Origin of the sequence: Lacunimicrobium album (assembly GCF_052161635.1) — a bacterium.
Taxonomy (GTDB): domain Bacteria; phylum Planctomycetota; class Planctomycetia; order Planctomycetales; family Planctomycetaceae; genus SXPC01.
Genome location: NZ_CP197413.1, coordinates 4,848,657 through 4,871,929, shown reverse-complemented (window position 1 = coordinate 4,871,929; position 23,273 = coordinate 4,848,657). Strand labels below are relative to the sequence as shown.

The window sequence follows — 23,273 nt, the reverse complement described above, 5'->3', positions numbered from 1 at the left end:
TCGCCGGGGGCAAGTTATTCACTTAGAGACCTTAACAGTTTTAATAGCGTTATGGCATGAGCCTCATTCGAATTCGCCCAGGCTCAATTACGGAAAAGTGCCCTGTCCAGTCAGTACGAGATTGAAGGACTTTACAAATTTGGTCTGACACATTTGTAAGATCGGACATCGGAATTCGAAAAAGAACGATTCCACTAATGGCTGTCAGGCCGACACGAAACGCCAGATCTCCGAAATCTTTATCGAACGTCAAAAGGATTCGGCCATCTCTGGATGCGAGTTCAATGACCTCTTCGTCAGTAATCCCCGATGAACTCTCCGCCACCCAGTCGATATCATACCCTTCTGCACGCAGGCGCTTGACGGCACCGCCGAGAAAATTTTCATCTGCCAGGAAAGTCATCATAAGACGATCTATCCTTGGATAGCGTAAACACGTTCGTCAGCAACAAGACTAGAGGCGTACGCCAGGCAAGCAAGAATATCTTCATGCGTGACGTTCGGATAATTCTCCAGAACGTTCGACTCAGTCCAACCTTGAGCAAGAAGGCTCAAAATGAAGTCCACGCTTAGCCGGGTTCCCTTGATGACGGGCTTTCCAACAAGCACTTTGGGATCTGCAGTGATGCGATCAGATAAGTTCATAGAAATAACTCCTATAAGTCAAACTTCCATGCCCGCGTCGACGATCGATTGGGCGTCGAGCATTTCCAGGACGTTTCCGAAGGGGTCTGATGTGTAGACCGATTTTGTTTTATCGCGGTGGAGTTTCAGCTCGCCGAACTCGGCTGCTTTGGGGGTGGAGAAGCCCAGGTGTGGGGGGTGCTGGTCTGGCAGGACGAGGGCCATGTAGATGTTGCGGAATTTGAGCAGGCCCCAGGTGGCATCCTGGTAGGCGATCTCACAGCGGAACTGCTCCTGATACCATGTGATGGCTTCGGCGATGTTGTCGACTTTAATTGCGATGTGATGCAATGCATCGAGGCTATGTCCGGTATCGGCCATGAGTAGGTGTCTTTAGTCTGCAGGAGGAAGGAAGGCAGGGATCGTCGTGGATTTCTTATTGATCCGACAGCGCGTGACCTGCGTTTGTTCGGCATGAGATGATCTTGACCAAACGGATGATGTCTCCCATTGTAACGACGTCGCTGGGCTCGTCCAATTGCCCGATTCGCTTGTCAAAACAAACATCGTAAGACAAACAACATGTCCGAACTGATTCAAACGATTCTCGAATACCTCGATGACAACTGGATGAAATTCGTCTGGGGGATCGTGATTGCGGGTATCGGCTGGTATTTCGGACGACGTCGCGCGAAAGCGAGTTGGAAAAAGCAGGAGTTCCTTAATCGGGTCAATGTTTCGCTGAATCGGCTCGAAAATGGAGTCTTGCAGATCCGCACGATCAGCGAAAAACCGGCCGCGGAAGTCTTCCTCAATCAACATGCTGCTGAGCAGTTACAGAAATACGCTGTCAAAACGACGCTTGAGAATCCCATGATTCCGATCCCGACCTCGGAATTGTGGTTCTATTTGAACAGCCTTCTCAACGAGATTTCCGAGAAGTTTTCTGATGGCATCATTCGACAAGACCTCGGACTGCCGATTCGTTCCGAGTCGTATCTCATCTGCCTGACCTGCGAATGCGGCGGAGAACTCAAAACTCGGAAAATCCGGGCGATGCTGATAAAAAAGAGCATCCTGACGACGCTGGGTGATGAGTCACCGAAGTTCGAACAGCTACAGCATAGTCTTCGCTGGAAGACGCTGAAGTTCCTGCAAAGCCGGTACGCGAGTCATCCTGCGGAGTTTATGGACGTCACTATTTCGCAGTGATGTGGAATGTTTGCTTACGCAGGGAGTCTTTTTTTTCGTCCTGAAGGGACGATTTCTACCAGCCCAGGTGAAACCCTGGGATCAGGAGACCTTTGATACATCACCATCCTGAAGGGGTGGGTTCATCGTGGGATTCATGGTGAGCCGTCCCTACAGGACGGGAGATATTTCTCAACTACGTTACCCCAGGATTTCATCCTGGGCTGACTGATGACGGCCCTTCAGGCCTCAGACTAAGATGTGAAAATCAATATCGAGTCGTCGATATAGGGTGCAACGCGGGACAGCGGCTCGGACGGAGCCTCGCCCTCCCGTTCAGAACTCCCACTACGCTACTACTTCCTGGTTTGTCATGATCTGCTGGGCGGCGTCTTGAAGTTTGACCAGAGCCCTGTTCTGGAGTTGGCGGACCCGTTCTTTACAGATGCCGAGTTGATCAGCGACGAGTTTCAGGGTCAGTTCCTGGCCGTCGTGTTGAATTCCGAAGCGTGCCAGGAGAATGTAGCGTTCACGCTCGTCCAGGAGGTGTGACATCTCATGGATGACCTTCTGATAAAGCTGCTCGTAAGACGTGGGGTCGATCTGGCTTTGCTCATCGGTGTCATCATGACTTTCGATGGCGACGAACTGGTCGTCGCTGGCGCCGAGGTAAAATCGCTGGTGTTCCTTCTGGCGTCGGCCAATGCTGCGATAAAAGCTGCGTTGCACGGCGTGGGTGGCGTAGGTGCTGAAGCGGAATCCCTTGCTGAAATCGAACTTGTCGACAGCATACATCAGGGCGATGTTGCCTTCGCCGACGAGATCATCGAAGGAGCTGATATTGTCTGCGAATCGTTTGGAAATTGAGACAACCAGACGCAGGTTTGCCCGGGTGATCTGATTGCGAACCTGATCGGCCTTTTCCAGACAGGCCTGCATCTGCTGCGTTTTCTTCGGCGATGGTCGGGAAGCGTGCAGTGACGCTTCGATTTGTGCAGCCTGGTATTTGAGAAAATTCATCTGGCAGAACAGGTAGGCCTCCTGTTCGGGTGTCAGAAGAGGGATCTCGTACATGCTTGCCAGATAGGACGGAATATCTTTGGGGCGGCTGCGAACGCCCGAGCGAGTGGAGTTTCGCTGAGGATAGGGTGCCAGCAGAATCGCTTTTTCCGCGTCTTTTGCTTCGAAAGCAGCGTTGTGGATGTAGGAAATCGAACTGGTCGAGCCAGGACGCTTTCGCGGGCTAGAGACCTTCTTCTTGACGGTCGAGGAGCGTTTTTGCGTCTTCGGAGCGGAGGAAGATTTCATCGTCGATCGCTTTGCACAGGAGGTGATCGCAGAGTTCGTTCAAGCGTATTCAAAGATCATCATAGACGTTCCCGGACACGACTCAAGAGCCAAATTCGTTCAAATCGTTCATTTGGCTGTTTCTCTTCTTTTTTCGTCTCTCAGGCAGTGATTATCCCGTGCTACCCTTTGGCTGCCGATCTATGATTTCATTGGATCTGCGTTTTGACGGGAACTCGTCACGCAGATGCCATCGTCGCAAATCATTCAAACCGGTCAGATCGTGCAAACTCTCTTCACTCCCAAACAGGTCGCCAAGGCCATCGGCGTCAGCGAATCGTCGCTGAAACGCTGGTGTGATCAGGGCGTCATTCACATGAAGAAAACGGCTGGTGGACACCGCCGTCTTCCAATCCAGGAAGTCATGCGATTTCTGCGGGAAAGTGGTCACTCGATCGTCGATCCTGGTGTCCTGGGCCTGCCCAGTCTGTCGGGCCAGGGTGAGCGAGTTGTTGCACGCAGTCGACTGATGTTTCGAGACGCGCTGGTCTCGGGAAACGAAGAAATCGCGCGGCGTGTCCTGTATGACCTGTACCTGTCAAACATTCCGCTCAGCCAGATGATTGATCAGGTTTTCGCCGCCGCGTTTGAAGACATCGGCAACGCCTGGGAATGTGGTCAGATTGATATCTTCGAAGAACGCCGTGGCTGCCAGATCGCGCAGAAGGTTCTCTTCGAGCTGACGGCTGCGATTCCCTATGGTCTCCCCAATGCTCCGCTCGCGATGGGGGGAACTTGCTCGGGCGACCAATACACACTCGCGACCATTTGTGTCGAGCATGTGTTTCGCAGTCTTGGCTGGCGAGCCACGTCCCTGGGAACCAACATCCCGTTTGAAAGCTTGAAGCTGGCTTTGATTCGATCGAAGCCGAAGATCTTCTGGATCAGTGCGAGCTATATCGAAGATGTCGACCAGTTTCGTGAGGGGATTAACTCGCTGTACGACCTTGCGGAATCGATGGGAACGGCGCTGCTTTTGGGGGGACGGACTGTTGATGTCGAACTGCGTAAGACGCTGCGTTATACGGCGTTTGCAGACAGCATGCAGCACCTGGAAGCATTCGCGAAGACACAGTACGTTCCGCCTCAGCCGGAGATGCCAACCGGGGAGAGTGAGGGAAGTGTTGAAAAGGAATGACGCGTCTTGCGCGATCGAGGTGATTCTGGCGGCTGCGCCGTCCGGGTTGGGACAACCCGGACTACCCTGTACAGGGAATAAAGCATAAGAGAGACAGCGATTAGACGGGCTCGATTTCGCTCAGCGGGAAGCAGGCCATCATGAAGTACAGGCCGGTTTTTTCGCAGTGGTCTTTATAAGCTTGCGGGATCTTGACGACAGTGGCATCGTCCCATTCGACGATGCACTTCATATCAGCGCCTTTGCCTTTGGTTTCGACGATCATACCGGTCCAGCCGCCGGCGTTGACGTCGGGGCATTCCGGGATTGTCACATCGGGCTTGATGCTGATTTTTGAGCCGGAGCCCAGTTTGGCTTGTTTGGGTGCACTCATGCGTTCAACCACATCATGTACTTGCGCCGGGAAGGCGTTGAACGGATTAGTTTGCGAAATCATCGAGAGCGCCGGCAGACCGCAGGCGTTCCAACAATGGTTTGTATGCAAACGAGACTCTTACACTCTGAGAAATCTGTCCGGATCTTGCAAGGCCAATCTGCCTGTCTGCGACTGATCGACTCATGTCTAGCAGATCAGCAGGCGTTCCTGATTGCAGATCAGACTCCGCTGCTCGAACAGGTCGAGCTCGTGGAAGATCTCCATCGCGAGGGCGATCTGGCCGACGTGATCGGGAGTGAATTTCTTGTGATCCAGCCAGCGCTCGGTGTTGATCGTACGGTTGGCCATCTCCCAGCGATGGTGGTGGTCGATGAGAGGGAGATCGAATTCTGCGGCCAGGAGACGCAGGTCTTCAGCGAGCGCGTAGGAGAGACGGTGATACTCATGCTTGCGTGGCAGCAGCCAGGTCGTTTGCACAATCGGCTGAACGTCATGTAAGCGAATGGCGTCGAGAAATTCGCGCACGCCGTTCAGGTAGGTTTGAGGGGATGGTCCGAAAAGTTCAAAGTCGGCCTGAGTGGGCATGTAGAACAGGACGTTGGGCTGGAACTTTCGTCGCGTCTTCGGCCAGCGTTTCAGGTGGTCAAGTACACTGGCTTTGGTACCGCCTTCTGCGAGTGCCAGATCATCCGAACGATAGAGTTCCTGACGCAGGCGGTCTGCGAACATGCGATGATATGAGGCCGGATCAGATTTGCCTTTCGTCAAAGACAGGTTCGCGTCATCGCCGACGAACATCCAGATGACTGGATCTTCGCGATGCAGCAGTTCGCGAATGGCATTGAACCCCGAAAGCTCGCCGACGAACGGGGCGGCCTGGGCGGAGGGATCGGAAGGCCAGCGTCGCCCTTTGGCGGGACGCGCAAAGATCGTCTCGAGCATGGACGAAGCAGGACGAATATCGACTTCATCCAGAATTTCGCCACGTCGTTTCGAACGGGGAACCGTTCGCAGCGTGATATCGCCGCCGTTTTCGAGGTATGCGCGCAGCTGCTCGCTGGGAGTCGCGACTCGTGGCGGGACGGTGACTGTTTCTCGGACGGTCTGCGTCTGCATTACCACCTGCTTGTGAATGACCACGGGTTGTGGCTCAAAAGCAGGCCTGCTAGCGGGCTCGGGACGGAGAGTCGGGGCGGCTGGCTGGTTGAGGGAATCGAGATAAGCTTGGGCGAGAGGGATGCTGATACGGCGTCGACGTGACGAATCACTGCGCGAGAGCATTCCCCCACGTCTTCGTGGCGATGGGGACATGAGTGGGCACCTGGCTTGTGAGTATTCCTGGACACAACAAACAGGACAATTTCGCAGAGGGGTGTTGACCAGCCAGCTCATCCTTGACCCGGGAGCGTTGTTCAACAACTGCGATTGATGCGAAATTGTAGGCAATCGCTGACCGTCTGCCTAGATGGCAAACGATTCCCAGACGGCACACTCATTTATAAACCACTCAAATACTCTCATGGGTTCAATTTACGCAGTTTTTCTCAAATCTCTATTTTTGCACCCAGGAGTTTGACGAATTCGCGTACCCAGGCAGGGTTTCCCGGCCAGGCGGGTGAGCTGACGAGGTTGCCATCGACGTAGGCTCCGTCAATGGCGATGGCCTGGTAGGTCCCGCCTGCCAGCTTCACGTCCGGCTCGCATGCCGGGTAGCATGTCAGGCTACGTCCTTTGATAACTTCTGCAGCAGCCAGCAGTTGCGCGGCATGACAGGTCGCGGCGACTGGTTTATTGGCAGAGAAGAAGGCTTTGACGATCTCCAGACAGCGTTTGTCGACGCGCAGGTATTCCGGAGAGCGGCCGCCGGGGATGAGCAGGCCTGCATAGCTGTCGAGCTTGATGTCGGAGAAGGTCGCGGTCAGGGCGAAGTTGTGGCCACGCTTCTCGGTATAGGTCTGGTCCCCTTCGAAGTCATGGATCGCGGTCGGGATTTTATCGCCTGCTTTTTTGTCGGGGCAAACCACGTCAACTTCGTACCCCATCATGACCAGCGCCTGGTAGGGAACCATCAGCTCGTAGTCTTCCACGAAGTCGCCAGCAAGAATCAGAATGCGTTTCGCCATGGGGAAGTTCTCCTTATCTGTCGCAGATCACGATGTCTAGCAGGCACGAGGGAACATCTGCTCCCGTTCGCCTTGATCTAACTCTAGAAATTGTAGCTATTTACCTATCCCTTTTCAGGCAGACCGGCTGGCGATGTCCCGGATTGACTCATTTTTCTTTCTTGGCTTATACTCCCGCCCCGTCAGGAAGCCCCCGATTCTTGAGGGAATCTGGTAAAAAACTTTGAACTCTCGCCTGTTCGAACACGAGAGCCATCAGTTCTTCGCCACGTCCCCGAGTCTTCGGTTTTCCGCACTTCAACGCTCGGCATGAAGCCTGAGTACTAAATAGGTGTATTTCCTCTGAGCCTTCACCTTCACGACGACAAGGACTGTCTGTGGGTCTGGCGTGCGGCGTATCGTCCGCGGCGCGAGATCGTCGTGCGCGCCGTCTTCTGGTTGATGATCGCTGCGGTGTTGGTCTTTATTGCTCCTTTGAAATTGATGGCACAGTCCCCTGCCCGTCTTGATGCGACCATCGAACCTGGCCATCTGTTCGAGCCCGCTGAAGTCCAGATCACTCAGCCGAATCTGCCGACGTTCGAAGACGTTATTTCGATTCGCGCGACGTTTGGGCAGACGTGGTTTGGAGAAGACAAAACCGGCAAGCAGTATCAGGTTTATCTGCTGCGAGGTCAGTGTCACGTCAGTCAGGGGGATTCCTGGATGTCGTGTCAGCAGCTGGTTGTCTGGAAATCGCAGCATGCCAATCATGACCGCTTCGTCGTCTTTGCGAACGGCGGCGTGGATGTTGAACATGGCCTGCAGCGTTCTCACAAAGCTATGGATCTGGTCCAACTCGATACGACCGCGGGTTTCAAAATCGATGTTCCCCGACTGCTCGAGGAAGAGCCTCCGACGACGGACCCGCTTCTCCTGACTGCCTACACGGCGGTGGAACGACAAGGTCTGCAGTTGACGCAGCATCTAGTTCCTCCTGTTCCCGACCAGCTGAGCCAGGCGCAGCCGCAGATGATGGCGCCGCCACTGGCTCCGATTCCCGATCCGTCTTCGCAAGCTCCTGTCCAATTGCTGCAGCCGGATGCGGGGGTTCGGTCGGTTGTGATTTCTCCACGAAGTTCCGAGCCACTCAACTGGCGGAGTTCTCCTTCGGACAATACGTTTCCTCCCGAGCAGATCACTGTCATCACGGGCGGGGTGAATGTTCTGGTTCGAGGAATCGACCAGATTAGTGGCATGAACCAGCTGGGGGAGATCGAGGCCTATCAGGGATCAAACAGCGGCGGCGTTCTCGATCTGACGGCGGATAAGGTCGTTATCTGGACGCAGATGGACGAATCGGGCAACTTCTCTCCGGAGATGTTCCAAGGGACCAATGTCCCGCTGCAGGTTTATCTCGAAGGGAACATTGAAGTCCGTCAGGGAATGAATCTGATCAAGGCGCAACAGGCTTTCTTTGACATTCGCGAAGAGCGAGCCCTGTTGATTAACAGCGAGTTGCAGGCCTACATCCCGGAACTGCAGGGGTCTGTCCGCGTTCGAGCGGATCGAATCCGCCAATTGAATAGCGAGAAATTCCATGCCCAGAATGCCTGGGTGACGGCCAGCCAGTTCGGTAAGCCAACCTACCGTCTGCAGGCCAGTGACATCTTCTTTGAAAATCGTTACGACCTGCCGTGGCTGGGCGAAGACGATTTCCAGATCGATCCGGCAACGGGGAAGGTGAAGCCGCGCGCGGTTCCCTGGGTGACTTCGACGAACAACACGCTCTTCCTGAATGACCTGCCGGTGTTTTATACGCCGTATTTGACGGGCCCGGCTGAGGATCCGCAGATACCGATTCGCGAGTTGAGTTTTGCGCAAGACCGGATCTTCGGAACACAGCTGCGTTCGACCTGGAACTTCGCGAAATTGATGGGGGTTGATCTGGCTCCCGGGACGACGTGGGACTTGAATCTGGATTTCCTGTCTGACCGAGGGCCGGGGATTGGGACGGAAGTTGTCTACGAAGGGCAGGATGTCTTCGATGTTCCGGGTCCTTATTACGGGCAGTTCGATGCCTACTACATTCATGACGACGGGTTGGACAACCTTGGTTTGAATCGACGTGACCTCGTTCCCAAGGACAGCAATCGCGGGAAGGTTCTGTGGCGTCACCGTCAGGCTCTTGCCCCTGATACGACGCTGGTCGGCGAACTGGGGTTTCTGTCGGATCGTAACTTCCTCGAACAGTATTACGAGAACGAGTTCGATACGGGCAAAGACTACGATACGCGCCTGGAAATGGCTCACCAGTTCGACAATCTCAATCTCTCGATCTGGGGTCGGTATAACCTCAATGACTTCGATTACCAGACAGACTGGCTGCCGAAAGCCGAAGCGACACTTCTTGGTGAGCCTCTGCTCAATGACTGGCTCAACTACAGTCAGCATTCCTCGGTCGGTTACGGGGTCATCGGTGCGATTGAAGGCCCGACGGATCCTGACGACGTCTTCACGCCTCTCCCGTACTTCCCACAGGCGGATGGAGTGGTGGCACAGTCACGCCATGAACTCTCGCTGCCGTTCAATGTCGGGCCGGTGAAAGTCGTCCCGTACGTTCTGGGAGAAGCCGCCTTCTGGCAGGATGATGGTTTCACCGGCAATGACATCGATCGTTACTACGGGCAGGCTGGCGTTCGCAGCAGCATCATGTTCCACAAGCTGTTCCCGGGCGTGCAAAGCGATATCCTCGGCCTTAATGGGCTGGCTCACAAGCATGAACTCGGCATGGAGTATTACTATGCCGAAGCCTCTCGCGGTCTGGAGAGTATTCCTCAATACAACGAATTCGATGACAACTCACAGGAACGATTCCGGGAACGGATGCTGGTCAATACCTTTGGTGGTGCGCTGCCATTGATTCCGGGGTATGCGACTTCGCCGTTTGATCCGCGATACTTTGCCGTCCGCAACAATGCGGGCTCGTCTGTGACGTCACCGTACTTTGAACTGGTCGACGATCAACACGTCGTCCGTGCGACGTCCCGTCACCGCCTGCAGACGAAAGTCGGTCCCCCAGAAGATCAGCAGATCATTGACTGGATGACACTTGATCTGGGGATCTCGTACTTCCTGAATGCCGACCGTGACAACTACGGCGAGGACATCGGCGTCGTCGATGCTCACTACACCTGGGACGTTGGCTCGCGGACGAAACTGCTCGCGAACGCCTATCTCGACTTCTTTGAATCGGCTCCGCAGATGTGGGATGTCGGGATTCTGTCCCAGCGGAGCCTGCGTGGCTCGATGTATCTTGGGTATCGACAAATCGAAGCTGGGCCGGTGGAGAGCCGCCTGATTAACTTCAGCACGTCGTACGCGATGTCTCAAAAATGGATCGCGACCTTTGGAACCAGTTATGACGTCGCCGAGATGCAGGACCGTGGGCAGTCGCTGACGGTTTCTCGTCTGGGACAAGATTTCATCTTCCACGTCGGGGCGAATGTCGACACTAGTAAAGACAATGTGGGGGTGATCTTCTCGATCGAACCACGTTTTGGGGCCTTCAACTCATCTAATACTCAATTGAGTTCGTTGCTGGGGATCCGATGACAGCCCTTCCCAATCCACAACGTGAGCCGTCCCACAAAGCCGAGGGCCCTTATCGCAGCCCGCTGGCTCGCCCGAAACTTGTGGACCTGAACCCTGCGACCTGGATGAGGCCGAAAGAAATGTCCTCGTCGTCGACAACAGCGTCAGCAGCACCAGCATCAAAGTCGCTGATCGACGAATTCGACGGCTTCGACGGGCCGCGTCGATCACCCTGGCGTCAGCGGTGGGTCGATACCGAGCGAGGCTGGACGCAGAGCTTTCGTTCGGAGAGTTCGTTCTTTGTTCATTTCTTCATCGCCAGTCTGGTCATCTGCAGTGCTTTCGTTGTCGGCGTCACGTTCTTTGAGTGGGCCGTGATGATTGTCTGCTTCTCGATGGTCATGTCAGCCGAGATGTTTCAGTGTGCGTTGCTGCGTATCGCCAAAGCCTTGCCGAATACGCCTGTTGACGCTGCCGTCGATACGTCGGATTCGAGCCATGACATTCTCCAGCTTCCGGGTGTTGCGTCTTCGCAATCGAATCCTGACCTGCGGATCCCGACAGCCGACCCTCTGCCGACAGAACTGACCCGCATTGGCACCGCTGCCGTGATGACAGCTACGATTGGCAGTTGCTTAGCGATTGCCTGCGTGTTCGCGTCGCATTTATGGAACTGGTTCAAGCAGCAAGGCATGGTCGACTTCGTCGGACCGTAACCTGGATTCTTGTACGAATCGCAGCTTAAACCAGCACTGTCTTAAAAAGTCGTGCCATGTTCACGGCTTTGGGTGGAGCGGCGCTTCGCGAGAAAGTTGATCGGAGAGAGTAGAAAGTAGAAAAGGCGAAACACCATTCTTTCTACTCTCTACTTTCTCATCTCCACTCTCGCGCAGCGCTGCATGCTTGCTCAAAGCTGCAAGCATGGCACATTCAGAAGAGACAAACGTCATCAGCGTCGTCGGATTGGTCGCTTGAGAATTTCGCTGACAATGATGGCCTGTCGGACGGTTTGAGGGTTGCGTAGCATCGCCATGACGGGGACGGTTTTGTTTTTTCCGCCCGCGCGCTGGTCCTGGAATAAGCCGGCGGCTTTGGTGAGTTCTTCGGGGGAAAGTTGCGCTCGCAGGCTGCTGGCGGCGTCTTCGTGAGGCTGGCCCTGCAGGCGGCGATTGATGTATTCCTGCATCGGAGCCGTGACGTTTGGCTTGAGATGCTGGTCTCGAACGGATTCCCCGACGGTACTGGCAGCCAGGTGTTTGTTGGCGAGGTCGTCGGCGCGATTGTTAAAATTCGAGACGTTCGACGAGGAGGGGGTGTACGTTGACCGAGTCGGCTGCTGCGGCTTCTTCTTGGGCTGCTGGGCTTTCTTCGGGCCGCGTCGAGGCTGATCAGGTTTTCTCTGCTGGGCGATGATTGGAGGACGTTCGACGGGCTGTTGCTGGACGAAGGGCGGGGGTTGATCGACAGGGGCGGGGGGCTTTTGCTGAGGAGCGGGCTTGACGCCGACGTCCTGCAGGAAGCGTTCGATCTCTGCTTTCAGCTTCTCATCAGCGGGAGCAGCTGGTTGTGGACCTCGCGCAGGCTGGCCTTTGACGGGGGGTTGTTGCTTGGCTTTCCCGAGGTTCCCTATCCAGCCAATAAACCAGATTATAAAGAACACCGCCAGAACGATCAGCTGGTCCATAAATCGTCTTTCTGGCTTTCTCGATTACCTTTGAGACAACAAAAAAATCTGCACGCTGTTTACTGGGGGCAGCTACCAAACCTGACGCCAGCCACCCTTGGGATTATCGTCCCAGGGCACCGCCATCATCGGACTGTCCTGAGATTGACATCCTCATCTTGGTATCGGCTTGCAGGTTCTTCAGTTCGTAATAATCGACGACGCCCAGACGCTGTTCGCGGAAGGCCTGAGAAATCGCGACCGGGACTTCTGCTTCGGCGAGGACGACTTTCGCCTGGTTTTCCTGAGTCTTGGCGACCATTTCCTGCTCGCGGGCCTGAAAGTCGGCTCGGGCCTGTTCTGCTTTCGCCTGGGCGACTCGCATGTCGGCCTCGGCTTGATCGGCCTGGAGTCGGGCGCCGATGTTATCGCCGACGTCGATGTCTGCGATGTCGATCGAGACGATCTCGAAGGCGGTCTGTGCTTCGAGCCCCTGGTTGAGGACGGTTTGAGAAATTCGATCAGGATTCTCAAGGACGATTTTATAAGACGCGGTCGAGCCGATGGCCTGAACGATCCCCTGGCCGACGCGGGCGATGATCGTTTCTTCGGTGGCTCCCCCGATGAGTTGCTGCAGGTTGGTCCGCACGGTGACGCGGGCACGGGCTTTCAACTGAATGCCATCACCTGCGACGGCATCGAGAGTGCCTGCGGACTTGGCCGGGTCTGGACAGTCGATGACCTTGGGATAAACGCTGGTCCGAACGGCTTCGAGAATGTCACGACCAGCCAGGTCAATCGCCTGAGCGGTCTGCCAGTCGAGATCGATGTTGGCCCGGTGAGCTGCGATCAAGGCGCGGATGACATTCGGGACGTTGCCACCAGCAAGGTAGTGAGCTTCGAGTGCGCGGGTGGAGATGTTGTAAGACTTTGTCAGTCCCGCCTGGACGGCCATCATCTTGGCTCGCACGATGACGGTCGGGTTCACCTTCCGGATGGTCATCATGATGATGTTGGCCAGTCCGATGCCTGCACCGGTCGTGATACTCTGGATCCACAACCCGATGTAGCGGAAGAAAAAGCCAATGAAGACCAGGAGCACGATCAAGATGATGATCGCGATGAAGAACGCGAAGATCCATGTCTCCTGACCGGCATTTTCAAGCTGAGCGATCGGAAGCAGATTTATCAGGGAAGCGAGTGACGTCATTGGTGTCTCTCAAACTGGTCTATTTCAACGAGCAACACGTCAACTGGCAGAAATGCACAGACAGGTGTTCAACATAGTGTAACGCGCAGTCAAGTCCACGCCAACATATCCACGAACGCAGGCGAGCGGGAACCGGATCACAGGTTCTTTTCAAAAGTCGAGACGACCGCGTGAACCGCCTGTCACGCCGGGATTTACGGCTTGAAATCGAGGTCCAAAGACTGGGGAGGCAGCATGTCCGCCTCGTTTTTCTCTTCGACCAGTTGGTCCGGATCTTCCCGGCCTGCCTCGACGACGAGTGGCTCTGGCTTGCGATCCGCCTCCTGCATGGGCCTGACAACCAGTCTGACACCTGTCACCTTCTCGACGATGACGGGTGTGTTCGCGTCGATCCACAACGTCTCTGTCAGCGCGTGATGACGGATTCCATTGACGGTCACCATTCCGCCGGGCGAGAGTTGCGAGACGGCCAGACCTTCGCGGCCGATGAGTTTTTCGAGGTTGTGCTGCTCGTTTTGAAACGGCGTGACTTCTTCCAGCGAAGGAGCTTCCTGAATGATGCGTCGCCCAAATCTCGTGCGAGGCAGCAGGTACATTGCGTAAATGATCGTTCCCGGCACGATCACCAGCAGCGACATCAGGTAGGCGATGAACAGATGCGGGTGCGTCATCCACCAGGCTTTGTAGGCGTAGTAAATAGAAGCCGCCAGAACGCCCGCCATTGTCACCGTCAGCGTACCGCCCGAGGGGACAAAGACTTCCGCGATGAGAATCAGCATCGCGATGACAAGCAGTATCAGAGCCGTCAGGCCGTTCATGTCCAGCCTCGTTTCACGGTCTGTGGCATCGCGTTGCGTTATCCTTCCAACAAAACTTCACGGCCGAGACAGCGTCAGCCATTGATCATTTTCGACAGCTCTTCATCGACCGAGACCAGCAGGCGGGAGAGCTGATTATAGATATCTTCGGTGAATCGTTCACTGGCGATGACTTGAGAGGCGGTATCGCGGATGGTCCGGTCGGTGATGCCGGTTTCTTCCTCGCCATTGCGACCTTTTCTGGCCAGACGCGAAAGCTCACGGGTCTTCGAGAGGAAGCCGTGTTCGATGTGCTCGTTGAGTTCGCGCGACAGGCGATCGATCTCGGTCAGCTTGTCACGCAAAGTCATGTGTTGAAAAGTATCTGCCACCATAGCTCACCATCATGAGGGATCCAGAGTTGCATTCACAACCACCATTTAACCGCCCGCGAGGTGTACGCGTCAACCAGAACCCGTGAAAACGGGAAGTTTCGCGCGAGAGGAGACCAGGTTAATACTTTCCGAGAGAACAAATCGACGAAGTCATCAGCAGGCATTGATTTCTGAAGATCAACATTGCCACCTCTCTGTGACGGGAACGTGAAATTCGGAATTGCTTCGAGATCGTCCGGCTTGTAACGTGATCTGATGCGGATTCTTGTTCTGGCCGATATCCATGGCAACTGGCCGGCACTTCGGGCCATCGTCGAACGCGAGCGTTTCGATGTGTGCCTGTGCGCGGGTGATCTGGTCGACTATCTGACCGATCCTGCTCCCTGCATGAAATGGTTCACGGAGAACGTCCAGTATGCTGTCCGGGGCAACCATGATCACGCCGTCGCCCAGCGGATTCTTCCCAGCTCGCTGCATGGCTTTCGTAAGCTCGCCTACATTACACGCCCCATCAACTGGAAGGCCCTCAACACGCTTCAACTGAAGCTTCTGGGACGCTTGCCGACCACCCAGCAGATCAACGTTGATGGCCTGTCGACGTACATGGTCCACGCCACTCCCAAGGACTCGATGGACGAATACCTTGGCCCTGATGCAGAGGCCTGGACCAAACGCATGGAGGGACTCTCAGCCAGTCTTGCGATCGTCGGCCACACCCACATGCCGTTCGTTCTCGACCTGGGCCACATGACCATCCTCAACCCTGGCAGCGTCGGTCAGCCTCGCGATGGGAACCCGGACGCGGCGTACGCGATCATCGAAGATGGCAAGATCGAACTTCATCGCGTCCCGTATCCGATCGACGAGACACTCCAACAAATGCGCGACGTCGGCATCCCTGCCTGGGCGATCGACATCACCGCCACCGTCCTGAGAACTGGCGGGCAGGTGACCAAAGACGAGATGCTGAACTACGGCCCCAATGACATCTCGGAGATGGAGACCACCATTTTTGCACCGCTGGAGCCTGAATAGTAATTCCGGCGTGCCATGGCCGTGTCGGCCGTGAAACTGCGCTAGGGACGCGTCATCGACTCCGTCACGGCTGACACAGCCGTGGCACACTTTTCGTTCTTAACGCCAGCGACGAAAGACTCTTCTTTGTGTCGTCGTTGACTTGTAAACGCCGGTGTTGCCTCGGTGCTGTTTCTCCCACTGCATCGAGCCGTAGTTCACGCCGCTGACGTTGAACGAGCGATACGGGTTATTGCGACTGATAACCTGAGCGTCCGCAGAGCGACTGGAAACCAGCAGCATTCCCGCGGCAATGACCAGACCGAAGATGAGGGTTCGCATGGTTGTTCTCCCTGAGAGATGTGAATGACTGAGTAACACATTCATTGTACGCACCGGGAATGTGTTGTGACTCAGACGGTTTGTTGCCTTTCATTCTCTCAAGGCGTGAAGAAAGCCGCAGTGTTACAGGACACCGCGGCTTTCTTGATCTTATCTCGTCATTTTAAGACAGGGGATTCACATCCCCCGCTCGCCTCGGATTAGCGAATGAATTCGCTGGCTTCTTCGAAGAAGGAGTCTTCGAGTTCGCGCATTTTGTTGACGGCGTCTTTCAGGTCGACGGGGACGATTTGTGTTCCACGGAGGGCGACCATTTTGCCGAAGTTCTTTTCGAGGACGAGGTGACCGGCGTGGACACCCAGTCTTGTGCCGAGGACGCGGTCGAACGCGGAGGGAGAACCGCCGCGTTGCAGGTGGCCCAGGATGACCGAGCGGGTTTCGATCTTCGTGCGGTCCTGAATGTACTTGGCGAGGACTTCGCCGACGCCGCCGAGTTTGACGTGACCGAAGTCATCGAGTTCGCCCGAAGAAGTGACCATGCCGCCTTTGAGCTTCGCGCCTTCTGAGGCAACGACGATGCCGTACTTCTTGCCGCCGGCGCGGCGCTTGGCGAGGACATCGCACATTTCGTCGAGGTCGACTTCGCGTTCTGGAACGAGGAAATAATCGGCAGCCGAGGCGATCGCGGCATAGCAGGTGATCCAGCCAGCGTGGCGTCCCATGACTTCGACGACGATGACGCGTCGGTGAGACTCTGCCGTTGTTCGCAGGCGGTCGATGGCTTCGGTGACAATGTTCACGCAGGTATCGAAACCGAAGGTTTGATCGGTGGCAGACAGGTCGTTATCGATCGTTTTGGGGCAGCCGATGGTGGCCAAGCCGCGCTCGTAGTACAGCTTGCTGGCAACGCCGAGAGTGTCATCGCCGCCGATGGCGACGAGGGCATCCAGGCCGAGTTTCTTGAAGGTATCGCAGACGGCATCGACTTGTTTTTCGTCTTTGAACGGGTTGGTTCGAGACGAGCCGAGGATCGTCCCGCCGAGGCCGACAATGTTGTCGGTGTTGTCGATTGTCAGTGGAGTCGTGTTGCCCTGAATCGCGCCACGCCAGCCTTCGAGCAGTCCGAGGACTTCACCGCCGTTGTTGCAGATGACTCGAGTGACGCCACGGATGACTGCGTTGAGACCGGGGCAATCGCCGCCGCCGGTGAGGATGCCGACTTTCATGATGCGCTCAGTTCCTTAACTGTGGAAAATTGTGAAAGCGAGGAGTATGGATGTGTACGACCGTCAAACCCGTAGTGTAACGGAAAACAATGGCGGTGGAAGGGAATCCGCCAGTTGGGTAGCCCGGGTTGTCCCCAACCCGGGCGTGCCGCTTCGGCATGCAAGAAGCACGAAAATGGACATCCAACGCGCGACCGACCGTGTTTCTTGCGGCTTCGCCGTCCGGGTTGGGACAACCCGGACTACCCCGAACACGTGACGTGGACCTTCCCTTGGTCGACTCGCAATCGGCCTTCAACGAACAACTGGATCGCTTGCGGGTAGGCTTCGCATTCGACCTGAAAGACTTTCGCTGCGACATCATTGGGCGTATCGGTGGCTTCGATCGCGACGGTTTTTTGCGAGATGATCGGGCCGTGATCGTAGTGGTTGTCGCAGAAATGGACGGTGCACCCGGAGATTTTGCAGCCGCGGGCGACGACGGCTTCATGGACATGATGCCCGTAAAACCCGTGACCGGCGAACGCGGGGATTAACGAAGGGTGGATGTTCATGACCCGCCCTGTGAAGTCGACGGGGACGTGAATCAGGCTTAAAAAACCTGCCAGCAGGACGAGTTCGACCTGATGTTCTCGACAGGCTGCGAACATGGCTTCCGAGTAGTCTTCCACGCTGCCATGATCTTTGAGTCGCATCAGACGGACATCACCGACACCGTATGCTTTTGCCTTCTCGATCCCTTTGCAGGTCTTCGAAGCGATGACCAGCGGGATCTCGATGCCGAGCGTTCCTGCATTGATGTGGTCGAAGAAGTTATCGAGCGTGCGTCCGGAACCGGAGAGCAGGACTGCGGTTTTGACAGGCTTTTGAGGCATGAAAGATGTTTCTGGTAGGGTCCGCTGTGCGGACCGTCAATTCGCGTGATTTGCTGGGAAACCAACCTGAATTTGCTAAGGGAGTCGATTATTGGTCCGCACTGCGGACCCTACGCGGGCAATTTCGCAATCGGTGTAAGGCGTAACCGTCTCGGACGACATTCCTTGTGCCTGCTGTGCCTGCTGGTTTGAGGAGTCGATCGTGGCCGAATTGACACCGATCACCGAGGCGCTATAATCGAACCCCAACTGACGCACAACGGAACAGTTTCACCACGGAAGTCTCTTCCTGATCTGGCCTTAACCTAACCGATCTTCGAGACGAAATCCAAGCAGAGTAAATAAGGAGCCGGTCATGGCTGGTAAAGTCGTTGAATTCACTGATGCCAATTTCCAAAACGAAGTCATTAGCAGCGACACGCCTGTGCTCGTCGACTTCTGGGCCCCCTGGTGTGGTCCTTGCAAAATGATTGCTCCAACGATCGAAGAGCTCGCTAACGATTACGGCGGGAAGGTCAAAATCGGCAAACTGAACACCGACGAAAACCCCAACGTTGCCAGCGAGTACAACATCTCTGCGATCCCGACAGTCATGCTGTTCAAGGGTGGTCAGATGGTTGATAAGGTCATGGGCGTCAATCCGAAAGACCGATTCGTTAAGTGGATCGACTCAAAGGTTGGTTAATCGTAACTCATTGCGATTGAATGACTTGAGACACTCCAAGACGAAGCCGCTACACACCGGCTTCGTCTTTTTTTTGCGCTGTGTTCGTTAGGCCGGATGGGAAAGACATTTATTGCCGTAACCATCAACAGGAATTGACTTTAGGCGATTCCGCGAGCGACAGCACAATCTTTTCCCCAAATTTCCTGCAAAATCCCGATCACCCCGCGAACCAGTCGATTCAATCGGTGGTCTTTCACAGCATGCGGAGGTTCCGGTTGACTCCCGGGACCGCCGAACTGTTGTTTCCGACGTGTTCTTTCGGTTTGAAATGAACACAAATCGTCTCAAGACGCGAGGGATACCCTCTTGTCAGCAGCGTTTGAGCCGATTACTTTTATATCAGCAGAAACTTCTGCTTGATGCTGACACGCACCCCAGGTGAATTTTCCCTGGACGTGTCCAACTTTACGTTCCTTTCTGAAAGCTGTGGTTAAAACCGCAGGAGGATAGTCAGATGGTCAAGGCACAACTCAACTCACAAGACCAAGTTAATGTCGTCAACAACGTCGTCGTTGCTGTCGTCGTGGTCCGTGATGTTGTTGCCCAGGCCACAGCCTTCTGCGCGGATTATGCCGCGAAAGCCAGTAAGGGACTACATCTATGGTCCAAATGTCGCGCATGGCGCATGCATCGTGCTTATTTGATGCATACGGGCACCATGACGGGGTCGATTCCAACGCCGGGTATTAAACCGGCAGGCGAACGGCTCTGTTTTGAAGGCTCATCGTCGTGTGCCCTCGGTTCGACCGGATTGATCTCGAGACTCTCTCTCATAGCTTCCTAACCCGAAGCGCTCCTCACCGAGCAGATCAATCTGAACAAAGTCGAATCGGCACATTCCTCAGGAATCGTGTTCGACTGCTTTCGTTTTGGATTCTCTTTCATTCTCCCCGTTGCGTACGCACCTTGCTCGTTCGTCTGGATGACGTTCTGGAAGCGAAAGGTTTGTTCGTCCGCACGGAGACCATAGATCACAAAGATTGGACTCTCCCATGGACATCGATGAAATCAAGTTGCTCGTGTTGCAGGCCCAGGATGGGGATCGAGTTGCCTTCGGACGACTGGTCCGCACCTTCGAAGCCAGCGTGTTCGCCACTGTCATGAAGCGTCTGAAGAACCGCACCGAAGCTCTCGACGTGACTCAGGAAGTTTTCCTGCGAGCCATGCGAAAGCTCGACCAGTTGCGTGAACCAGAGCGTTTCGTTGGCTGGTTGCATCGAATCGCGGTTCGACTGTCAATCAACAAGCTGGTGCGCAAGCCTCTCGAAATGCTCGATGAAGGGGATGCAACCTCTCGCAAGATCTCTCCAGTCGATCGACCACTCGATCAACTGTTGACCGGCGAGCGGGCTCATCAGCTGCGTGACGGGATCAAGCGACTCAAAAAGCTCGATCGCGAAACGCTGGTCGCCTTCTACTTCGAAGGTCAATCTTTGGCGCAGATGGCCGACAAGTTTGATTCTCCGATCGGAACGATCAAGCGACGCCTGCACACGGCCCGTAACCGCCTGCGTGACGAGCTGTCTGAATTGCAAACCGCATGATTGGTCGGAGCCGCGACTGGGTGACCGTCATACAAATCGCAAAGCGAGCATCATCTGCGAAGGTGGTGCTCGCTTTTTTGTTTAGAGCTTGCGAGTCGGCATTTCAGGCGGTGGGTAAATGCCCAGCTTGAGATGCCAATAGGCCCAGGAGCGTCCATCGATAATTCCGGGGGGAGCGTGTTGAAGAGCGAAACGCAGTTCATCATCGGAAACGTATTGTCGAATCGTTCGCATATCTTCAGGACGGGCGTACGTCATGGCGTAGATCAGAAAACGCGGCTGATCCGCCAGTGCGGTTTCCGGTGGTTCAAACCAGATGACTCGCCGGGCGATGTCGTGCAGTTCGCTGGCGAAATTGAGTGAATTCATACGTGAGCCTGAGAATTCAGAACTTGGAGAAATCACATTCGTGGGCATGACGTTACGGTAACAACGGAGTTGTCAAAGATCCATTTTGGGGTCGAGGCAACTTTCATCGGCATTTGCAGGTAGAGGAGTGATTGAATCATTAGAGGCAAAAAACCTCAGTTCGCAGACGCTCTGTCTGGTCAGAGACGTTTGGTGGACGTCGCTGTGTGCGGTACAATTTGGGGATGGGCGCAAAACGAATTGACATCTTGTTGGTGACGGATAAGTTCACGCTGCGGGGGAGTTCGCAGCAGATGCTGCATCTGGCGGAGAGGCTGCCGGAGTATGATGTTCGTGTGCGACTGCTTTCGATGGACAACTCGCATATCGACCCGTATCGTCGCCGCGGGTTGGAATTGCTCGAATATCCACTTCTTGATCGTCCAGTCATCGGTCGCATGATCCTGGAAAGTGTCGTGCATGATTTGGGGGAGAAGCTGCCGGATCTGATTCATGTTCATTCGCGGTTTGGACTGCAGATCTGCAACATGCTGGCCAAGCGGATCGAACGTCCTTATGTCTTGAGTATTCATGATTATCTGCCGCCTGGTAAACAGCTGAAGATCGATCCGGCCTGGTGCGGCAAGGTGATTGCGATCAGCGACTCGGTGAAGTCGCATCTGGTGACGCTGCCGAATATCAATCTGGATCAGGTCCAGGTCATTACCAGTGGTATTCCGGACAAGAGCAATCATCCAGCGATTGAGGTTCTCAATCCCGGGCATACGGCTGTCATCGGGACAGCCGGTCCGTTGGAGCATCAGAAGGGGATCAAGTTCTTTCTCGGAGCAGCGCAGAAAGTGCTGGCGAGGATGAAGCCGGTGGAGTTTCTGATTGCAGGGAGTGGACCTGAAGAAAAAGCGCTCCGACAGTTGGCGATTGAATTGGGGATTGCGAGTTCGGTGACGTTCGTGCCGAACCTGTATGACTTTCAGAAGTCGCTGGCGGCGATGGATATTTTCTGTCTGCCGTCGCTGCAGCAGGGACTGGGGACGATCATGCTGGAAGCGATGGCGATGGGACGTCCGGTGATTGCGTCTCGCGTGGGAGGAGTCTTCAGCGTGGTCGAGGATCGAATCAGCGGACGACTGGTGCCGCCGTCGAACAGCGAGGCGCTCGCGGACGTGATCATTGAAATGCTGCAACACCCGCAGGAGGCGATTGCACAAGGGAAGATGGCTCAACAGATGGTCCAGGAGAGGTTTCGTATGGAAGAGATGCTCGATGAAACCGTCGATTTGTATCGGCAGGTCATTCGTGCCTATCAGAAAACGCCGGAGCTGGTGGCGGTTGGCGGGAAGAAGTTACGGTGAGGGAGCAATGAAGACCGGAGGGGGGAACGTCGATTATTCATGCTTGCGATGGCGTGGTGGATCGACGTGTGGCACGGCTGTGTCAGCCGTGGAAATGGACTTTCATTGCGCGAAGACACGGCTGACACAGCCGTGGCACACAGAGAATTTCAATTTAGAAAACTGGTGATGAATGTTGACGGCGGAAGTGATTGCGATCGGGACAGAGCTGACGACGGGCGCACGGCTGGATACGAACAGTCAATGGTTGTCGAGGGAACTGGCGAAGCTGGGGATCACGACGAGCTGGCATACGACGGTTGCGGATACACCGGCGGATTTGCTGGAGACGTTTCGTATTGCGTCGCAGCGGGTTGATCTGGTCATTATTTCCGGGGGACTGGGGCCGACGAAGGATGATCTGACGCGTCAGTTTCTTGCGGAACTGGCGGGGGTGGAACTGATGCTGGATGTCGCTTCGCTGGAGGCGATTCGGGAACGGTTTCGGGCGAGATTTCGGGAGATGCCGGAAACGAACAACATCCAGGCGTATCACCCGGTTGGTTCGATCATGCTGGCCAATCCTCTCGGAACAGCTCCGGGGATCTGGATGGAGCTCGCGAATGTAAAGTCAGGTCGATCGACATTGATCGCTGCTCTTCCGGGGGTACCGGTGGAGATGAAGCAGATGTTCTTCGAGCAGGTGGTGCCGAGGCTTCCGTCGTCGGGGCGTGTGATTCGTAGTGCGCGGATCAACTGCTTTGGGGTCGGTGAATCGCATGCCGAGGAGATGCTGGGGGATATCACTGCGCGTGGGCGTGATCCGGAAGTCGGGATCACCGTGCATCAGGCGACGATTACGTTGAGAATCGAGGCGCATGGCGAGAATGACGAGGAATGTCTGGCGAAGATTGACCAGACGCGACTATTGATTCATGAGCGGATGGGGATGCTGGTTTTTGGCGAAGAGGATGATGAACTGGAAGATGTTGTGTTGAAAATGCTGGCGGATCGTCAGCAGACGGTCGCGACGCTGGAGGTCGGCCAGGCAGGGCTGTTGTCATCACGGCTGTCGGGCCATCTGTTAAGCGATAGCTGTTACCGTGGAGGAACGGTCCTTACCAACGCCCTGTTTGATGAGGGGAGCGCGGTGTATGTGATTGAGGCTTCACGACGTCAGCATCAGGCGGATTATCTTCTGCTGACGCATTTCCCGTTTGAGATGGATGCCGATAAACGCGCGACGCAGACGACGAGTGTGTCGTTGACAGGCGAAGGGTGGAGCGAAAGTAAAGAGGTTGTGTCGCTGGGGATTCATGATCTGGATGAAGCGAGACTGGCTAAGACGGCGCTGAATTTATTGCGACTGCGGTTGTTGCAGGGGTGACCAGAAGAACGACGAGACGAT

24 protein-coding genes are annotated in these 23,273 nt (G+C 55.2%); 9 read left to right on the top strand and 15 right to left on the bottom strand.

The window, feature by feature from the left end; translation table 11 throughout:
- Positions 1–49: 49 nt before the first annotated feature.
- The 3 genes from SH248x_RS19575 to SH248x_RS19565 are packed head-to-tail and all read right to left on the bottom strand — an operon-like array spanning position 50 to position 1,005.
- The gene (locus SH248x_RS19575; RefSeq protein ID WP_459556011.1) at positions 50–406 is read right to left on the bottom strand and encodes a DUF5615 family PIN-like protein; all 357 of its coding nucleotides are present in this window, start codon (positions 404–406) and stop codon (positions 50–52) included.
- An 8-nt stretch (positions 407–414) separates the two neighbouring features.
- Positions 415–645 (bottom strand): DUF433 domain-containing protein, encoded by a 231-nt coding sequence (locus tag SH248x_RS19570; protein WP_459556010.1) that lies wholly within the window; start codon positions 643–645, stop codon positions 415–417.
- A gap of 18 nt (positions 646–663) precedes the next feature.
- Complete coding sequence (locus tag SH248x_RS19565; protein ID WP_459556009.1) at positions 664–1,005, bottom strand: VOC family protein; 342 nt, start codon at positions 1,003–1,005, stop codon at positions 664–666.
- A gap of 201 nt (positions 1,006–1,206) precedes the next feature.
- Here SH248x_RS19565 and SH248x_RS19560 point away from each other — a divergent pair, with 201 nt between their 5' ends.
- Complete coding sequence (locus tag SH248x_RS19560; RefSeq protein WP_459556008.1) at positions 1,207–1,836, top strand: hypothetical protein; 630 nt, start codon at positions 1,207–1,209, stop codon at positions 1,834–1,836.
- 327 nt (positions 1,837–2,163) lie between these two features.
- Here SH248x_RS19560 and SH248x_RS19555 read toward each other — a convergent pair whose 3' ends face one another.
- Positions 2,164–3,123 (bottom strand): sigma-70 family RNA polymerase sigma factor, encoded by a 960-nt coding sequence (locus SH248x_RS19555; protein WP_459556007.1) that lies wholly within the window; start codon positions 3,121–3,123, stop codon positions 2,164–2,166.
- A gap of 226 nt (positions 3,124–3,349) precedes the next feature.
- Between SH248x_RS19555 and SH248x_RS19550 the strand changes: the two genes are divergently transcribed.
- Entirely contained in the window at positions 3,350–4,300 is a 951-nt protein-coding gene (locus SH248x_RS19550; RefSeq protein ID WP_459556006.1) for a MerR family transcriptional regulator, read from the top strand.
- A 100-nt stretch (positions 4,301–4,400) separates the two neighbouring features.
- On the opposite strand, the gene SH248x_RS19545 is transcribed toward SH248x_RS19550, so the two are convergent.
- The 3 genes from SH248x_RS19545 to SH248x_RS19535 all read right to left on the bottom strand — a co-directional run bounded on the left by SH248x_RS19545 (position 4,401) and on the right by SH248x_RS19535 (position 6,799).
- Positions 4,401–4,736, bottom strand: a complete 336-nt coding sequence (locus SH248x_RS19545; RefSeq protein ID WP_459556005.1) for a hypothetical protein — start codon at positions 4,734–4,736, stop codon at positions 4,401–4,403.
- A 126-nt stretch (positions 4,737–4,862) separates the two neighbouring features.
- Positions 4,863–5,987 carry an SGNH/GDSL hydrolase family protein gene (locus tag SH248x_RS19540; RefSeq protein WP_459556004.1) on the bottom strand — a complete coding sequence of 375 codons (1,125 nt, stop codon included), beginning with the start codon at positions 5,985–5,987 and terminating at the stop codon, positions 4,863–4,865.
- 233 nt (positions 5,988–6,220) lie between these two features.
- The gene (locus tag SH248x_RS19535) at positions 6,221–6,799 is read right to left on the bottom strand and encodes a DJ-1/PfpI family protein (RefSeq protein ID WP_459556003.1); all 579 of its coding nucleotides are present in this window, start codon (positions 6,797–6,799) and stop codon (positions 6,221–6,223) included.
- Positions 6,800–7,219: 420 nt separating this feature from the next.
- Here SH248x_RS19535 and SH248x_RS19530 point away from each other — a divergent pair, with 420 nt between their 5' ends.
- Positions 7,220–10,393, top strand: coding sequence for an LPS-assembly protein LptD (locus tag SH248x_RS19530; protein ID WP_459556002.1), 3,174 nt, complete (start codon positions 7,220–7,222; stop codon positions 10,391–10,393).
- Entirely contained in the window at positions 10,390–11,088 is a 699-nt protein-coding gene (locus SH248x_RS19525) for a diacylglycerol kinase (RefSeq protein WP_459556001.1), read from the top strand. Before SH248x_RS19530 ends, SH248x_RS19525 begins: the two co-directional genes overlap by 4 nt.
- Before the next feature lie 233 nt (positions 11,089–11,321).
- Here the strand turns inward: SH248x_RS19525 and SH248x_RS19520 are convergent, their stop codons facing one another.
- From SH248x_RS19520 to SH248x_RS19505, 4 genes are all read right to left on the bottom strand, one after another.
- Positions 11,322–12,056 (bottom strand): hypothetical protein, encoded by a 735-nt coding sequence (locus SH248x_RS19520; protein WP_459556000.1) that lies wholly within the window; start codon positions 12,054–12,056, stop codon positions 11,322–11,324.
- Between the two features lie 103 nt (positions 12,057–12,159).
- Positions 12,160–13,245, bottom strand: a complete 1,086-nt coding sequence (floA, locus tag SH248x_RS19515) for a flotillin-like FloA family protein (protein WP_459555999.1) — start codon at positions 13,243–13,245, stop codon at positions 12,160–12,162.
- A gap of 194 nt (positions 13,246–13,439) precedes the next feature.
- Positions 13,440–14,063, bottom strand: coding sequence for an NfeD family protein (locus SH248x_RS19510; protein WP_459555998.1), 624 nt, complete (start codon positions 14,061–14,063; stop codon positions 13,440–13,442).
- Between the two features lie 74 nt (positions 14,064–14,137).
- The gene (locus SH248x_RS19505; protein ID WP_459555997.1) at positions 14,138–14,437 is read right to left on the bottom strand and encodes a hypothetical protein; all 300 of its coding nucleotides are present in this window, start codon (positions 14,435–14,437) and stop codon (positions 14,138–14,140) included.
- Between the two features lie 255 nt (positions 14,438–14,692).
- On the opposite strand from SH248x_RS19505, the gene SH248x_RS19500 reads away from it, so the two are divergent.
- Positions 14,693–15,472, top strand: a complete 780-nt coding sequence (locus SH248x_RS19500) for a metallophosphoesterase family protein (RefSeq protein ID WP_459555996.1) — start codon at positions 14,693–14,695, stop codon at positions 15,470–15,472.
- Between the two features lie 99 nt (positions 15,473–15,571).
- On the opposite strand, the gene SH248x_RS19495 is transcribed toward SH248x_RS19500, so the two are convergent.
- The 3 genes from SH248x_RS19495 to purN form a co-directional block, all read right to left on the bottom strand.
- Positions 15,572–15,793, bottom strand: coding sequence for a hypothetical protein (locus SH248x_RS19495; protein ID WP_459555995.1), 222 nt, complete (start codon positions 15,791–15,793; stop codon positions 15,572–15,574).
- A gap of 200 nt (positions 15,794–15,993) precedes the next feature.
- Positions 15,994–17,019: a 6-phosphofructokinase gene (locus SH248x_RS19490; protein ID WP_459555994.1), complete on the bottom strand. Its 1,026-nt coding sequence runs from the start codon at positions 17,017–17,019 to the stop codon at positions 15,994–15,996.
- A gap of 242 nt (positions 17,020–17,261) precedes the next feature.
- Positions 17,262–17,894, bottom strand: a complete 633-nt coding sequence (purN, locus tag SH248x_RS19485; protein WP_459555993.1) for a phosphoribosylglycinamide formyltransferase — start codon at positions 17,892–17,894, stop codon at positions 17,262–17,264.
- Positions 17,895–18,249: 355 nt separating this feature from the next.
- Between purN and trxA the strand changes: the two genes are divergently transcribed.
- Together trxA and SH248x_RS19475 are read left to right on the top strand one after the other, a co-directional pair.
- Entirely contained in the window at positions 18,250–18,579 is a 330-nt protein-coding gene (gene trxA, locus SH248x_RS19480; protein WP_459555992.1) for a thioredoxin family protein, read from the top strand.
- Positions 18,580–19,613: 1,034 nt separating this feature from the next.
- Positions 19,614–20,165, top strand: coding sequence for an RNA polymerase sigma factor (locus SH248x_RS19475; RefSeq protein ID WP_459555991.1), 552 nt, complete (start codon positions 19,614–19,616; stop codon positions 20,163–20,165).
- 81 nt (positions 20,166–20,246) lie between these two features.
- On the opposite strand, the gene SH248x_RS19470 is transcribed toward SH248x_RS19475, so the two are convergent.
- Positions 20,247–20,534, bottom strand: a complete 288-nt coding sequence (locus SH248x_RS19470) for a hypothetical protein (protein ID WP_459555990.1) — start codon at positions 20,532–20,534, stop codon at positions 20,247–20,249.
- A gap of 254 nt (positions 20,535–20,788) precedes the next feature.
- Here SH248x_RS19470 and SH248x_RS19465 point away from each other — a divergent pair, with 254 nt between their 5' ends.
- Together SH248x_RS19465 and SH248x_RS19460 are read left to right on the top strand one after the other, a co-directional pair.
- Positions 20,789–21,886 (top strand): glycosyltransferase family 4 protein, encoded by a 1,098-nt coding sequence (locus SH248x_RS19465; protein WP_459558627.1) that lies wholly within the window; start codon positions 20,789–20,791, stop codon positions 21,884–21,886.
- A 172-nt stretch (positions 21,887–22,058) separates the two neighbouring features.
- Positions 22,059–23,252, top strand: coding sequence for a competence/damage-inducible protein A (locus tag SH248x_RS19460; protein ID WP_459555989.1), 1,194 nt, complete (start codon positions 22,059–22,061; stop codon positions 23,250–23,252).
- Positions 23,253–23,273 lie beyond the last annotated feature (21 nt).

What these genes read in the sequence shown, in the direction of transcription:
- SH248x_RS19575 (WP_459556011.1), bottom strand. Translation starts at nt 406, where the DNA reads ATGATGACTTTCCTGGCAGATGAAAATTTTCTCGGCGGTGCCGTCAAG.
- SH248x_RS19570 (WP_459556010.1), bottom strand. Translation starts at nt 645, where the DNA reads ATGAACTTATCTGATCGCATCACTGCAGATCCCAAAGTGCTTGTTGGA.
- SH248x_RS19565 (WP_459556009.1), bottom strand. Translation starts at nt 1,005, where the DNA reads ATGGCCGATACCGGACATAGCCTCGATGCATTGCATCACATCGCAATT.
- SH248x_RS19560 (WP_459556008.1), top strand. Translation starts at nt 1,207, where the DNA reads ATGTCCGAACTGATTCAAACGATTCTCGAATACCTCGATGACAACTGG.
- SH248x_RS19555 (WP_459556007.1), bottom strand. Translation starts at nt 3,123, where the DNA reads ATGAAATCTTCCTCCGCTCCGAAGACGCAAAAACGCTCCTCGACCGTC.
- SH248x_RS19550 (WP_459556006.1), top strand. Translation starts at nt 3,350, where the DNA reads ATGCCATCGTCGCAAATCATTCAAACCGGTCAGATCGTGCAAACTCTC.
- SH248x_RS19545 (WP_459556005.1), bottom strand. Translation starts at nt 4,736, where the DNA reads ATGATTTCGCAAACTAATCCGTTCAACGCCTTCCCGGCGCAAGTACAT.
- SH248x_RS19540 (WP_459556004.1), bottom strand. Translation starts at nt 5,987, where the DNA reads ATGTCCCCATCGCCACGAAGACGTGGGGGAATGCTCTCGCGCAGTGAT.
- SH248x_RS19535 (WP_459556003.1), bottom strand. Translation starts at nt 6,799, where the DNA reads ATGGCGAAACGCATTCTGATTCTTGCTGGCGACTTCGTGGAAGACTAC.
- SH248x_RS19525 (WP_459556001.1), top strand. Translation starts at nt 10,390, where the DNA reads ATGACAGCCCTTCCCAATCCACAACGTGAGCCGTCCCACAAAGCCGAG.
- SH248x_RS19520 (WP_459556000.1), bottom strand. Translation starts at nt 12,056, where the DNA reads ATGGACCAGCTGATCGTTCTGGCGGTGTTCTTTATAATCTGGTTTATT.
- floA (WP_459555999.1), bottom strand. Translation starts at nt 13,245, where the DNA reads ATGACGTCACTCGCTTCCCTGATAAATCTGCTTCCGATCGCTCAGCTT.
- SH248x_RS19510 (WP_459555998.1), bottom strand. Translation starts at nt 14,063, where the DNA reads ATGAACGGCCTGACGGCTCTGATACTGCTTGTCATCGCGATGCTGATT.
- SH248x_RS19505 (WP_459555997.1), bottom strand. Translation starts at nt 14,437, where the DNA reads ATGGTGGCAGATACTTTTCAACACATGACTTTGCGTGACAAGCTGACC.
- SH248x_RS19500 (WP_459555996.1), top strand. Translation starts at nt 14,693, where the DNA reads ATGCGGATTCTTGTTCTGGCCGATATCCATGGCAACTGGCCGGCACTT.
- SH248x_RS19495 (WP_459555995.1), bottom strand. Translation starts at nt 15,793, where the DNA reads ATGCGAACCCTCATCTTCGGTCTGGTCATTGCCGCGGGAATGCTGCTG.
- SH248x_RS19490 (WP_459555994.1), bottom strand. Translation starts at nt 17,019, where the DNA reads ATGAAAGTCGGCATCCTCACCGGCGGCGGCGATTGCCCCGGTCTCAAC.
- purN (WP_459555993.1), bottom strand. Translation starts at nt 17,894, where the DNA reads ATGCCTCAAAAGCCTGTCAAAACCGCAGTCCTGCTCTCCGGTTCCGGA.
- trxA (WP_459555992.1), top strand. Translation starts at nt 18,250, where the DNA reads ATGGCTGGTAAAGTCGTTGAATTCACTGATGCCAATTTCCAAAACGAA.
- SH248x_RS19475 (WP_459555991.1), top strand. Translation starts at nt 19,614, where the DNA reads ATGGACATCGATGAAATCAAGTTGCTCGTGTTGCAGGCCCAGGATGGG.
- SH248x_RS19470 (WP_459555990.1), bottom strand. Translation starts at nt 20,534, where the DNA reads ATGAATTCACTCAATTTCGCCAGCGAACTGCACGACATCGCCCGGCGA.
- SH248x_RS19460 (WP_459555989.1), top strand. Translation starts at nt 22,059, where the DNA reads ATGTTGACGGCGGAAGTGATTGCGATCGGGACAGAGCTGACGACGGGC.